The sequence below is a fragment of the Spirosoma horti genome (assembly GCF_054776595.1).
Genome location: NZ_BAAHBQ010000019.1, coordinates 1 through 13,610, shown reverse-complemented (window position 1 = coordinate 13,610; position 13,610 = coordinate 1). Strand labels below are relative to the sequence as shown.

Below are 13,610 nucleotides of genomic sequence, written 5' to 3'. Positions count from 1 at the left end.
AGTTTATAGCTACCAGACAACGCATCCTAAAACTATTAAGGAATGGTTTAAAAGGTAATCATTTGAGGGTGTGCACCGGCCAGCGTTTTCAGAAACAGTATTCAGCCTGAAGTTTTGTTCTTTGACTAAATACGCAGCTCGTCTCTTCAAACCCTCAATAAATGGGTAGTTTGAGGCTGATTGTTTTTAATATTTTATCGCTAAACCTGTTAAGCGGGTAGATATACGCTAAAAACAGCGCCTTCTCCCAGCTTACTATTGGCGGTAAGGGCACCCCCGTGATTCGTAACTACTTTCTGTACCACGGCCAAGCCAATGCCCGTTCCGGCAAATTCATTCTTGCCGTGCAGCCGCTGGAAGACCTGGAAGATTCGGTCTACGTACTTGCTATCAAAGCCAATCCCGTTATCCGCCACCTCAATCCGGTGATAAGCCTCGGCGTATCGGGGGAACCCAAGCAAAGCAGGCAGTTCGTTTCGGAGTATCCGACTGGTTCTCACGGTTATCCGGGGTGTTACCACTTCCCCGGTCGTGGTCCGGCGACCAAACTTGATGGCATTGGAGATAAGATTCTGAAAGAGTTGATTTAACTGGGACTTATCGCCCTGAACCGTCGGCAGGCGGTCCACCTCAATTTGGGCACCACTCTCCTCGATGGCCACCGACAGGTCATCTAAAACCTGGGTAATGACTTGGCCAAGCCGTACGGGTTGGGTCACGGCCTGACTGGTCGATATACGGGAGAAGGTGAGCAGGTCTTTAATTAATAGCGACATGCGGCTGGCGGCGGTTTGCATCCGATCCAAATAAAGTAGTTCCTCCTCAGTTGAACCAGCGTAGCGACTCTTGAGCAGATCGCCAAACTGCTGAATTTTACGCAGCGGCTCCTGCAAGTCATGAGAGGCAATGTAGGCAAACTGTTCCAGGTTTTGGTTGGATCGACTCAAGTCCTGAATCGACTCTTGTAACTGCTGAGTGCGCTCCGCCACTAGTCGATCGAGGGCTTTCGACTGCTGCCGTAATTGCTCTTCTCGTACCAGCAGCGCCTGATGAGTGGCCACCTGTTGGGTAATTTCGACTCCTGTTGCGATGATGCCATGCACCGCCCCCTGTTTGTTTTTGAGGGCTTTGAATGAGAAATCAAAATAGACTGTCTTAGCAACGCCATCGACCAGCATCTGGGCGGGGGTATTGTTCGTAGCGAAAGTGACACCTGTGGTAAAGACCTCATCCAGGATGGCCAGAAAGGGTTGGCCTTCCAGCTCAGGAATGGCTTTGGCTAAGGGTAATCCGAAGACCGTATTTCCTTTGCCCCATACGGCTAACTGGGGTTCATTGGCGACGGTAATAATCAACTCCCGACCCACCAGTAGGGCAATGGGAATGGGCGATTCCATGACCAAGGCGCGGAAAATGGCTTCATTATCGAGGGGTTCAAGGTCACCAATCATACAGGAGTAAAGGTAAGCTACGGCCGTCTAAACACCATCACCGGTTGAGTTTTCCAGGTTACCCTTGCTTGGTTGATTCATTATGGCGTGTCTCTTCAAACGCTCCTGCACGAGACTAAAGTACATTCGGTTAATTTCGTTACCTAGACGCTTAACTAAATAATTTACAGTAGCAAAAGAGCCTACTTTCGCTTTTATTCCGGGCAAACTGAAGGCCCCGAATCACAATGAACCAGCGTGGACATTTCTATTTATTCCGATGAAAATCCCTCTTTGGATGGCTATGGCTGTGCTGTTCGTCGGCGCATGGATCTCACGGCGGACGGCTACCAGCCACCCACCAACCCCTGACAAACCCAATGTATTGTTCATCCTGACCGACGACCAGGGCTGGGGTGACCTGAGCCTTCACGGGAATCGATGGGTGGAAACGCCTAACCTTGACCGGCTAGCCACTAGCGGTGCTCAGTTCGAGCGCTTTTTCGTCAGCCCGCTTTGTGCTCCTACCCGAGCCAGCCTGCTCACGGGCCGCTATCACCTCCGTACGGGCACGGTGTCGGTCACCCAGGGGTGGGAACGCATGCGTAGTACGGAACTCACCCTAGCCGAGGTGTTCCGCCAGAACGGCTATGCAACCGGCTGTTTTGGCAAATGGCACAACGGTGAACATGCCCCCGAAGACCCTAATGGGCAGGGATTTGATGAGTTTCTGGGCTTCTGCGCGGGCCATTGGAATAATTACTTCGATACCGACTTGCAGCACAACAACCGGATGGTACCCACTAAAGGATATATCACCGACGTACTGACCGATGCCGCGCTGAACTTTATCAGCCAGCATAAAGACCGGCCTTTTTTCTGTTATGTGCCGTTTAATGCTCCCCATAGCCCCCATCAGGTGGCGGATCGTTACTTTGATAAGTACAAAGCCAAAGGCCTCGACGATGAGCAAGCCAGTATCTACGGCATGGTGGAAAACGTAGATGATAACGTGGGCAGGCTGTTGGCAAGACTGGACCAGTTGAATTTAGCCCAGAACACGATTGTTATATTTGCGACCGACAACGGTCCCAACGGCCATCGTTTCAATGGAGATATGAAGGGTATCAAAGGCTCAGTCGACGAAGGGGGCGTGCGCGTGCCACTATTCGTGCGATGGCCGGGAAAGATATGGCCTCAAACCCGGATTAAGCCCACTACAGCGCACATCGATTTACTACCAACGCTGGTCGGCTTGTGTGGTTTGCACTTTGTAGCCGCCAATCCCATCGATGGCCGCAACCTAATGGATTTGTTGCTGGGCCAGACCGATACGCTACCCGATCGTATGCTGTTCACTCACGTTGGCGGACTGAGCGCAAGTAGCCTTTCTGCTGAACCAGGGGCTGTTCGAACGGCTCAGTACCGGTTGGTAAGAGAAAAGGGGCAGGTCCACTTGTACGATATGCTTAGCGATCCGTCGCAGTTGACAGATCTGGTCGCTGGGCAGCGCCACCAGGTACGAGTATTGCAAGCTGCCTACGCGCACTGGTTTCAGGAAGTGTCCCAAACGATAAGCTTTTCCCGGCCAGTGCCGGTGGCGAGTCGACGGGTGTTATTACAGGCCCCAGAAGCCCATTTTTCGGGCAAGGTGCGCTACAAACAGGGTAATGGATGGGCCAATGACTGGCTCATTAATTGGCAGACACCCGCGGATTCAATCTGGTGGGATGTAGCCGTAGAGCGGCCGGGGATGTATCAATTAAGTTTGCAATACACGGCTCAAGATGTTGCTCTTGGAACGCTACTGACCATTAGCGTTGCCAATAAAATGCTGCAAAAAACGCTACAAACCAGTTTCGACCCACCCTTGAAAACCAGCCCCGACCGGATTCCTCGTAAAGAAGTTTATGAAAAGCCCTGGGCCTGGCTGGAGTTAGGAAATCTTGAACTGCCTAAGGGCCATCATCGAATTCTGCTACAAGCAGGCTTGGTCCCGCACGGACAAGTGGCAGAGGTAAAAGCGCTCTTGCTTACCGCCCCAGAGTAATCCACTACCTAAAGCAAGAATGGACGAGTTTATTACCGGAAATATACTGGCATCAAGTAAGACGCTTTATAAGCGAGAGAATAAATTAGTAAACTGATACCAATAACTGGTATTGTCTCATAAGACGCTGGATAATGTGCGACCCGCTGATGCGTACTGGGGTCGCCAAGAGCTAATCGTGGCAGAACGGAAAATAATCAAGCAGCTAACGATAGCCCATCGGCGGAAAAGTCATATTTTCCAGCGCCTACAAAGTGTTTAAAATAGTCTCTTCTCTTTTCACCCGCATCTGTCCACTTTTGGTTGACGACATACATGTCTTGGGCGGTTAACAACCTCAGCGAGCTTTGTTTGTGTTCACTATTGACGATGCTGGGCATTCTGCCAAGCTTTCTTGTTTTATCAGGTCGTGATTCATCATCAATGTTTCATCCTTCCTAAAGTGTAAAAAAGTAAGTGGGTTATTCAGTAGGTTACTCACTTACTTTTTTACACTTTAAGAAGGCTTGTTTACTAAGTAATGTAGCTGTTGTAAACTTCTATAATGGAGCGTGGATAGCAGGTTTAACCGCGTACCAGTGGTGTTTCAATAATAAACAATCACTCATTGACAGAACTGTGATAGACTTACGTCGACTTTTGTAATAGACACTAATCTTATATTAAGAGAATATTATCAGAAACAGCGATAGATCAAAACAGTATTATAATAATGAGAAATGGTGGAATAGTGCAAATTGTATCTTTTTAAGAACTTTAAATTTCATCAATTACTAGAAATTGAGATGTAGATACATAGACTTAGTGCTTAATCTCGTTTTAATTAATTTAAACTAAGTCATGACGAAAAAGCTATGAGTAAAAACACTTATTTACACATTCGATATTATCGTAATTACTATTATAAATTATCTAATAATAGTACATTAACTATTGACTCGAAAGTAGTCTTCTTAGAATTTAGCATACGAAAAAGCCCCGCAGCGGTTTGGCGACAGATGCGAGGCTTTCAAAAAACAGTCCAATGTTTAACCATTAAACCAATCAAAGTTAATGAAAAAATTTACGACAAGAGCACTAATAGTAGCGTCGATTGTCACGCTAATGACTGCCTGCTCAAAAAACAACATCATTGACGATCTCAACCCATCGGCTAGTTCCGCAACGAGTGGAGCTAGAATCGCCGAGGACGATCAACAGGCTATGCGAAAAGAATTTGGAATAGCACTTGCTAAAGCCTTAAAGGAGAATAAAGAGCTTCGGGTGTTAATCAAAACTAAGGCGCTGGAGATGATTGACGAAGATTATGATGTCTTATTTGCCTTCATAAGAGACGAAAGGTTAACAGATAAGCTTACTGTAAAAGAGCTGATTGGGAAATATCTTCGAAATAAGAACCGGCTTGAGCAGATCGAAAACGCGATACCTACTCTGACGATCTTTGTACCACAACTACCAAATGGGTCATTTTCGGCCCAATCGTGGAATACGGATACTACCGTTCCAAAAGTTGGTATTAAGTCAATCAAGACCAATGATGTACCAATTGTTGACGCTGAAGGTGTAGAAGCTGTACTTCCGGGTAAATATGCGCCTGGATTTCCAGTCGTGGTTGTCAAAAATTCTTTGCGAATTATGGAAAGTTCACATCCAGAGTTTGCTAAATCAAAGTCCCAAAATGTAATGACCGCCAGCAATGGGAAATCGTACCGGTTTATTAGTGACCGTGTTGACCGAAAGCTTCGGAAAAAGACAGAAGGAGCTAGACTAATCGGAGCCAGTGAGGTCGAAGACAAAATTGAGAACGCTTACGACTTATTTCAAGGAACTGATAACTGGCAACGTGATCATATCTATTATAACCTAACGCCAACCCAACCGAACGGAGCTTTTTCAGTCGACTTTAAAGAGGCATTAACATCGTTCCGAATGACGGAGACTGATCCAATGGGCGCTTACAATTTAATTTCCGATGCGACGGATGATCCTCATATTCAGACGCCTCCTACAAACAATAATAGCCAGAACGCTTTCTGGACAAGCGCTTCCTATAGCTTTAGAGTCCATGTAGTATACAACTCAAAAAATGGTTTAGGCACAGAGTTTACCACTGTTTTTCCTGTTGCAGCTTATAATTTGTGGGACGTCCAGTATAATGATATTCCTGTGCCAGGCTTTTGGCCTTGGCAAACCGACCATGTGTACGTTCCAACGGGTGTAACGCCTAAGACGGTTTCTATGAGGGAGGAAGTATTTAATTGGGATATTGCTAACTATGCAACGACTGTTTTGGTCCGGTTTGAGGAAGTGGATACTCAAACAAACATCGAAAAGACAGTTACGACAGCAGATACATATGCTACTAATTTTGGATTAGATGGAATAACTTTCGGCAAAATTGGCCTAAAGTTTGGGGGCTCAGCAACAACCAACCAAACTGTTGCTACCAAAATAAGCTACCAGGAAGGGTCTGATGATTTAGGTCAAGGTTCAGTTAATTTTGCCGACAAAATACTCACCGATAAATATCTAGTCCCTCTAGCGGGAACTATATATGAAGAAAGAGAATATACATGTGGCTATTGCCGATTTACAATGAGGCCTGTTAAGGTTCAGTAATTGCATCATAAAAGCTCGCTTGACTCTTATATAAAAGAAGTCAAGCGAGCAAATTCTTGCATCATATATCATTATTAGTTATGAAATCCGCCTTCTTTTTCCTTCTTATTTTAATAATGTTATCGTGCACGAAGAAAGAATCCGTTCGTGTAACACCTGAGTATACTGACTGGTATACATTGACGTCTCCTATTGATGACGTAATTCAGGGCGTATGGGGAGATTATGATGGCACTCTAATAATTGCTACTACCTATTCCTTGTATCAATCAACAGACAAAGGCGTTAAATGGCAACTGGTCGATGAGCAGAAAACTAGTATATCTGGTATTGTTGAACATAATGATACGCTGTTTTCAATGAACGGAGTAATCAATATGGGTGATGATCAATTAGTTGCCAATGCTAGTAAATATAGTGTTAATGGTGGACGTAGTTGGGTATCCTACGATAGATATAACCCATTTTTTGACACAAGACCGTCACAGACTTCAATCAACAAAGAAATGTATATTAATAAAATAGTTGCTCCCAACGGGACTACCTACAGAATCAACAAAGTTTACTTAGATAGTAATCAAAGCACAATACGTCGTTATGAAACTCCAGGTGTAATCACGACAGATGGGCGAAAAGTAAATATGCCTCAACGACATCAGTTACGTAGTTTGTATATGGACCAAAAAAGCCGACTGTATATGGTTGCTACAGACGCGATTTGTGATCGAAATGAGTCAGGATTTGTTTTTTGTAATAGCAAAAACGGAAAAGGAATAATATACGTATCAAAACGGTCTCTTCCTTAAATTCTTTTCAAAGAAATAGATCCGTGGGTAGTATCTGGACGGTGGAGGGCCGGCAAACCATTGCCTATTTGATTTCTCTACCGACGTTTTTTTTTAATAGTATATTATACTTGAAAAAGAAGTGGATAACAGGTGAGCGTAAATTTTTCAAGAATTTTAAAAGCAGACAGAGACGCTTGAAATTGTAACAGGCGTCTCTGTCTGCTTTTTGTGCTTCTTTGCCTTGTCTAATTCATAACGTATGCCTTTGGGTGTGTGCCGAATTGTATTTGACAGATATTAAAAAATACTGTCTCCCAAAACGCTCCCATCTGAGACATCCATCTGTGGATGCACCTTGAAAGTTCACATTATGTGAACTTTTTTCGTATATTTACAGTAGCTTATGAAGGTTCATCTAATCAGAAAGGAGACGATTGAGGCTTACGCCGAAAAGAACGCTCGTAGTAAAAGTTCGTTCAAGGTTTGGCTCACCGTAGTCAAGTTTGCTGACTGGCAGACGCCCGAGGCTATTAAAGATACATTCGGGGCCGCTGATTTGCTGGGTAATGGCACAAACCGTGTTGTGTTTGATATTGGCGGCAATAACTATAGGATGATCTGCAAATATGCCTTTGGCAAGAGCCAGGTTCATCTCTTTGTTTGCTGGATAGGAATCCATGCCCAGTATGACAAGCTCTGTAAGCACAACGAACAGTATACCGTAAATCGCTACTAAAATGGAAGCACTCCTATATAAGATAATCAAATCTGAGAGACAATATAGTAACTACTGTACTACGTTGGAAAGGCTGGTAAGTAGCGATGATCAAGAAGAGAATACGCAAGATGAGATCGAGTTGCTCACTTATCTGATTGAAAAGTGGGATGCCGAACATAACTCATTCGAGGATACCGATCCCATTGAGTTGCTCACCGCACTAATGAGCGAGAAATCGCTCAAGGCGAAGGATCTGACCCAGATTTTGGGCGTAAGTAAAAGTCTTGTGTCGGATATTTTGCATTATAAGAAGGGGTTGTCTAAAGAGATCATCAGAACACTTTCTGGCTACTTCAGCCTGTCCCAAGAGGCGTTCAACCGGCCCTACAAATTGAAGGTGCCAGCCAATAGCCATTTTAAAAATGCCAGTGTTATGAACACTAGAAAAGACCTACCACTGGCTTAGTATTGTACGATAGCGTTAAGCTGCGACAGGTGGAAACGCTACCGGAAAATAACTTTACCCCTTTATTGTATAATATCCAGTCGTCTAAGAATATCTGAAAATGGGCGTTTGTTGAGATAGCTACCGCATGAATAGTTTCGTACCTTGGCTAACACAAGGTCACTTGTACAACAGAAGTTGGGCCTTGATTCATACATACTTATAAACGACGATTTGCAACTGTTACCATCGCAGCCGGGTCATCGTCTGGTAGCATTGGTATAAATGGTTTAACTCCACAGTCATGATCATCTGGCGCGTATTGACGGCTGTTTTATTGCTGATAGCAGTGGCCTGTGAGAAATCAAGTTCAGTAGACGTCAGTCCGGGGGCGACAATACTACAAGTTGATAATCGACAGCAGGACTGCTCAGCGGGCGTGTTGCAGCGAAAATGCCTGTGGGTAAAGGAGGATAATGCCGCCAGCTGGCAGTTGTTCTACTATGACATCGACGGATTTACCTACGAGCCAGGATACCGATATCGGCTTGAGGTCAAACGGGAAATGCTGGCTGTTGAGGGGATAATGGATGCACTACCCTATAAATACACCCTGATTCGAGTGATTGATAAAGTAAAGCAATGATGCCAGTTGCAGTTGCCGGTAAATAGCGAAACCGATAGTAGAATTCTGTAGCTAGGAACGCTTCCGAAGGAGACAATAATTAATCATGTTTCATTTATAGCTGCGTTGTTATTGCCTTTTTCTTTATCGTACTCCTGTGGTGCTATTCAAAACGATGAAAAGAAAAAATCGATGAAAACCTACAAATCTAAAGTAGGACTTGAGCTAGCTATTCCCTTAGCTGGCTTATTTGTTGGTTTGGGTAGCGTGTTGACCTACCAAGGGCTTTGGGCAGGAGTCGGTATTATCCTGGTGGTTTCACGACTGATCCTGCACTTGTTTATGACAACACGCTATAAACTGGACAAAAACACCCTTAATAGTCAATCGGGCTTTTTCTTTCACAAAGAGATGCCCATTGCTTCCATCAAAAAGATCATCGAAACCCGAAACCCCATTAGCTCCTCCGCTCTCTCGCTAGATCGAATTGAATTAGTCTATAATCGATTCGATAGTGTGCTCCTCTCTCCAGAGGACAAAATAGGCTTTATCTCTGAACTGCTCGATCAAAATCCCGACATTGAAGTTCGGCTAAAGAGGGTATAAGTAGAAGCACTGAGGTAGAGCTTAGATTAACTTTGGCGATAGCCGTATCACAAAACACTCCTAAAGGAGTCAACTGGCTTTTACTCTTCGTAAATCCTTGGCATGTGACCTGCCAGTGGAACTGCCAGAGTTACGTCCAGGTAGGCTTTTAAAGAGCACAAACCATGGCCTATTCCCGTGGAACAAAAGCTAATCCAACTCACTTTATGAGGGTAAATTCTACTGAAAAGCTAGACAAAAATGATGGAGACCAATAAAGCCATTTTAGAAAAAGCAAACGCTGCCATCTCAGAAGGTGACCATGAAGGCTTTTTAGCTTATTGCACGGATGATACCGAATGGGAATTTGTTGGCGAAACAACACTACAAGGAAAAGAAGCGGTTCGGCAGTGGATGGTAACGGCCTATGCAGAGGCTCCCCAATTTAAAGTCGACCAGCTTATAGCGGAGGGTGATTTTGTGACGGCCATGGGTAGAATTGATTTGAAAGACGCAACTGGTGAGACAGCCATCTATTCTTATTGCGATGTCTGGCGCTTTCGGGAAGGTAAAATGGCGGCACTAAAAGCATTTGTCATCAAAGCATAATCTCCTAAAAACGCTCCCTATTGAGAGGAGAGAAAATCATGCATCTATTTCTTATACGAGGCATTTGACAGGATGGTCTGTGGTAATACCTGTCAACAACTATCCGTCGCATATGGCTAAATAATACTACTTCTAAGGCTTACTAAGAACCTACAAATTATGGGTACGTAAAAAATCCAGGCTCAACTTTGGGGGGCGTCGGCTCAGGATTGGGCTGCCTATCAGGAAACTACCCTCCAGCCCGTGTTTGAACACGTGATCGAGGATCTCAAACCAGCATCAGCTCACCCACTACTGGATGTGGGGTGTGGATCTGGCCTGTTTTGTCAACTGGCGGCTCAACAAGGATTTCAAGTGTGGGGCTTGGATGCTACCCCTGAATTGATTCAGATTGCCCAGCACAAAACCCTGGCGGGTAATTTCCAGATCGGCGACATGGAAGAGTTGCCGTATGCGGACCAAAGCTTTGATGTGGTAACGGGGTTTAACTCGTTTCAATATGCGGCTCAACCGGTTGAGGCCCTAAAAGAAGTGTACCGAGTGCTGAAGCCAGCGGGTAAGTTAGGCATTGCCATCTGGGGGAAGGCCCAGGACTGTCAGGCGGCTGTTTATTTAAAAGCGTTAGGTTCACTCATGCCTCCTCCACCGGCTGGCACCCCTGATCCGTTTGCCTTATCCGAAGATGAAGCCTTAGAATCCTTGGTTAGTCAAGCTAATTTTAAGGTAGTCAAGAAGGAGTCCATATCAAGTCCCTTTGTCTATACTAACCTGGAGGAAGCTCTGAAAGGTCTATTGTCGGCAGGTCCCGCCCGTCGGGCGATTTTAGCTTCGTCGCCGGAAGCGGCTATCGAAGCGGTTACAGCGGCTATTTCGCCCTTTAGAACCGCGGCGGGTGGCTATCGACTAGAGAATAGCTACTATTATTTGGTTGGGGAGAAGGAAGAGGGGTTAAATTGAGTCATTCGTAGATTTGGCACACTTTACAAAAAGGTATCCAATTTAACCAAATCTCTTTACCTAAAAGTAGATACAGAACTAGTCGTATACGACCGATGGCAATGGACAGATCGTAAAAATCACTGTCTCATAATTCGCTCCCAAATGAGATGAAGTGTATTCTCCTACCTATGAAAAGAAGGATGGTCGCCGTTCCGTTTTAACCCCAAAAGCGTGACAAATGTCAACGCCAGATTGTGTCATATAGCTTCGTTTCGAGGGTTTCCTCACCGCTACTTTTGTTCAGCTAATTCAGCCAATGAGTAAAAAAAACGAAACGATAAAACCGAAGTGATGGAAGCACAATCTAATAGTCCACTCTTTTATGAGGATGCCAGTGCCTTGGCTAAACTAATCCGCACCCGACAGGTCTCCCCCGTCGAAGTTGTGAAAGCGCACCTCGACCGTATTGAAGCCCTCAACCCAGCGATCAACGCCATTGTTACCATTGCGGATAGCGCACGCCAAGCCGCCAAGATAGCAGAAGCGGCCGTGCTGAGCGGGCAAGAGCTTGGCCCTTTACATGGGGTGCCCTTTACCGTGAAAGATTCGATTGACACCGCCAACGTCATGACCCAACGTGGCTCACCCATCTTTAAAGGGCGCATTCCCCAGAACGATGCAACCAGTGTCGCGCGGATGAAGAAGGCGGGCGCCATTCTACTCGCCAAAACCAATCTTCCGGAGTTCTCTTACTGGATCGAAAGTGATAATTTGCTCAGCGGCCGGACGAACAATCCCTGGGATTTGACGCGCACACCGGGCGGTTCAAGCGGGGGGGAGTCGGCAGCGATCGCTGCCGGCATGTCACCGTTGGGTCTGGGCACTGACCTGGCTATCTCTGTTCGGGGTCCGGCCGCTCAGACGGGTATTGTCTCGCTGAAAGCGACCCACGGCCGTATACCCATGACGGGCGTCTGGCCCCGTGTGCCGCGTCGGTTCTGGCATGTTGGACCCATGGCGCGGAGCATCCGTGATCTTGATCTGGCTTTCTCCGTGCTTGCCGGTCCCGACGGTCTTGACGCTTTTGCCACCAGTGTTGGACCGTTCGGGGCCAGCGTGGGCTATTCGCCCGATCGCCAGCTCCGGGTGGGCTGGTTAGTCGAGCCCGGTTTTGGTCCAATCGACTCCGAGGTGGCCGCAACGGTAGAGGCTGCGGCACAAGCGCTTAAAGACTTGGGCCTCCATGTAGAACCGGTACGCATTCAAGCCCTCGAGCGCGACTTCGCGCTGGACGTCTTCAATCGGCTGCATGTGATGGAGATGAAAGATGCCTTTAGGCAGGTAACGACCGGTCGCAGCCAGGATGAGATTTATAAAATGGCCACCACCATGCTTTCTTTGCCCGATACGCCGATGAACGACTTTATCGACGCTGAGCAAGCTGCCGAGCGCTTACGAGACGGTTTTGCTGGTTACTTCCAGAACTACGATGCGCTGATCACCCCCGTCTTGCCGATTCCAGCCCACAAGCATGGCGTTGAGGCATTCGTCATCAATGGCCAGTCGGTCGATGCCACCTATCTTCAGGGGGCTACTGTACCGCTCAACGTCACGGGCTTGCCCGGCATTTCGATGCGGTACGGCACCAGCCAGGAAGGATTACCAATCGGCGTACAGATTGTTGGCAACTGGCTAGCCGAGTCGACTATTCTTCATATTGCGTCGCTGCTGGAAATGGTGAGCCCGGTTCGCGGACTTCATCCTACCCTTTGACTTTCGATTAAGAAAAACCGCCTGGAGTGATCCGGGCGGTTTTTAAGCTGGCTTTGTAAACTCTCTCCTAATGCGGCTTAGGGTTTCCCGTGATATGCCTAAATAAGACGCCACCATATGGAGGGGCACTTTAGAAAATACATTGGGATAAGTCTGTTGAAATTCCAGATATTTTTCTTCGGCCGAGCTACTAATCAACGAATAGATACGCCGTTGGCTGGTCTCGTACGCTCTGGCTAGCAACTTTTCATTAAAAACCTTCAAGGGGGGAATCGTCGTTAGTAATTCCTCCCAATTATCCTTGGTCCAGATAATAACCTTACTGGCCGTCAGCGCTTCGATATTATACTCGGAGGGCGTGCCTTTATTGTAGCTTTCCTGGTCGGTCATCCACCAGTTCTCCACGCCAAAGCGCATGGTGTGATCCGTACCATCTTTACCGAAGCGGTAAAGTCGGAAGCAGCCACTGGTGATGAAACAATTGCTTTTCCATACCTCGCCATCATGAAGGATGGATTGCCATTTTCGTAACGCTTTTTCTGAAGAGGCATCCCGGATCAGTTGCAGCTCCTGCTGCGAGATAGCCACCCATTGGCGTAAATAAATTTCAAAAACATCAAACATGGGATCAAATCTAGTCAAATGAGTTGGTAAATGGCTAGATGAATGCACCAAGTGAACGATACGTAAGCGATGTGAGCCGTATGCTACCAAATAGAGTGGACCGGTATAACTAACGTGAGGTGGAAACGACTACTCTTTAGACGATAGAATCTTCATGTGTCTGGTTCAAGAAATGGGCGTTATGTGAAACACCGTTTCCCTAGGCTACTTGTGACTTTGTCTTCTGTCTTACAGTTGTCAGGCAAGGTTTGTTTTTGTCATACATTCTGTAGTACTTAACATAATTCTGGTGGCTGTTGCAAAAGGCCGAGAGGCCATTAGTAAGCTCGATAAACGAGTTAAATCTGGCTCCCGATTTCGGCCAAAACAACAGGTCAACAGGGTGTTTTCAACTCACTCCCGACT

13 protein-coding genes are annotated in these 13,610 nt (G+C 46.3%); 10 read left to right on the top strand and 3 right to left on the bottom strand.

Annotated features, from left to right (window positions below; translation table 11 throughout):
• Positions 1-209: 209 nt before the first annotated feature.
• Positions 210-1,451 (bottom strand): sensor histidine kinase, encoded by a 1,242-nt coding sequence (locus ACYVAM_RS31575; protein ID WP_461074149.1) that lies wholly within the window; start codon positions 1,449-1,451, stop codon positions 210-212.
• A 259-nt stretch (positions 1,452-1,710) separates the two neighbouring features.
• Here ACYVAM_RS31575 and ACYVAM_RS31570 point away from each other — a divergent pair, with 259 nt between their 5' ends.
• Positions 1,711-3,480 (top strand): arylsulfatase, encoded by a 1,770-nt coding sequence (locus ACYVAM_RS31570; protein ID WP_461074148.1) that lies wholly within the window; start codon positions 1,711-1,713, stop codon positions 3,478-3,480.
• Positions 3,481-3,677: 197 nt separating this feature from the next.
• On the opposite strand, the gene ACYVAM_RS31565 is transcribed toward ACYVAM_RS31570, so the two are convergent.
• A complete protein-coding gene (locus ACYVAM_RS31565; RefSeq protein WP_461074147.1) occupies positions 3,678-3,860 on the bottom strand; it encodes a hypothetical protein in 183 nt (60 codons plus the stop codon).
• 673 nt (positions 3,861-4,533) lie between these two features.
• On the opposite strand from ACYVAM_RS31565, the gene ACYVAM_RS31560 reads away from it, so the two are divergent.
• The 9 genes from ACYVAM_RS31560 (at position 4,534) to ACYVAM_RS31520 (ending at position 12,581) form a co-directional block, all read left to right on the top strand.
• Complete coding sequence (locus ACYVAM_RS31560) at positions 4,534-6,099, top strand: hypothetical protein (RefSeq protein WP_461074146.1); 1,566 nt, start codon at positions 4,534-4,536, stop codon at positions 6,097-6,099.
• An 80-nt stretch (positions 6,100-6,179) separates the two neighbouring features.
• Entirely contained in the window at positions 6,180-6,905 is a 726-nt protein-coding gene (locus tag ACYVAM_RS31555; RefSeq protein WP_461074145.1) for a hypothetical protein, read from the top strand.
• 385 nt (positions 6,906-7,290) lie between these two features.
• Positions 7,291-7,623 (top strand): type II toxin-antitoxin system HigB family toxin, encoded by a 333-nt coding sequence (locus ACYVAM_RS31550; protein ID WP_461074144.1) that lies wholly within the window; start codon positions 7,291-7,293, stop codon positions 7,621-7,623.
• 1 nt (position 7,624) lies between these two features.
• Complete coding sequence (locus ACYVAM_RS31545) at positions 7,625-8,071, top strand: helix-turn-helix domain-containing protein (RefSeq protein WP_461074143.1); 447 nt, start codon at positions 7,625-7,627, stop codon at positions 8,069-8,071.
• A gap of 283 nt (positions 8,072-8,354) precedes the next feature.
• A complete protein-coding gene (locus ACYVAM_RS31540) occupies positions 8,355-8,696 on the top strand; it encodes a DUF4377 domain-containing protein (RefSeq protein ID WP_461074142.1) in 342 nt (113 codons plus the stop codon).
• Between the two features lie 171 nt (positions 8,697-8,867).
• Entirely contained in the window at positions 8,868-9,281 is a 414-nt protein-coding gene (locus ACYVAM_RS31535) for a PH domain-containing protein (RefSeq protein ID WP_461074141.1), read from the top strand.
• A 240-nt stretch (positions 9,282-9,521) separates the two neighbouring features.
• Complete coding sequence (locus ACYVAM_RS31530; protein ID WP_461074140.1) at positions 9,522-9,869, top strand: nuclear transport factor 2 family protein; 348 nt, start codon at positions 9,522-9,524, stop codon at positions 9,867-9,869.
• Between the two features lie 243 nt (positions 9,870-10,112).
• On the top strand, positions 10,113-10,826 hold the full coding sequence (locus ACYVAM_RS31525) for a class I SAM-dependent methyltransferase (RefSeq protein ID WP_461074139.1): 714 nt from the start codon (positions 10,113-10,115) through the stop codon (positions 10,824-10,826).
• Positions 10,827-11,159: 333 nt separating this feature from the next.
• A complete protein-coding gene (locus ACYVAM_RS31520) occupies positions 11,160-12,581 on the top strand; it encodes an amidase (RefSeq protein ID WP_461074138.1) in 1,422 nt (473 codons plus the stop codon).
• 42 nt (positions 12,582-12,623) lie between these two features.
• On the opposite strand, the gene ACYVAM_RS31515 is transcribed toward ACYVAM_RS31520, so the two are convergent.
• A complete protein-coding gene (locus ACYVAM_RS31515; protein ID WP_461074137.1) occupies positions 12,624-13,205 on the bottom strand; it encodes a Crp/Fnr family transcriptional regulator in 582 nt (193 codons plus the stop codon).
• Positions 13,206-13,610 lie beyond the last annotated feature (405 nt).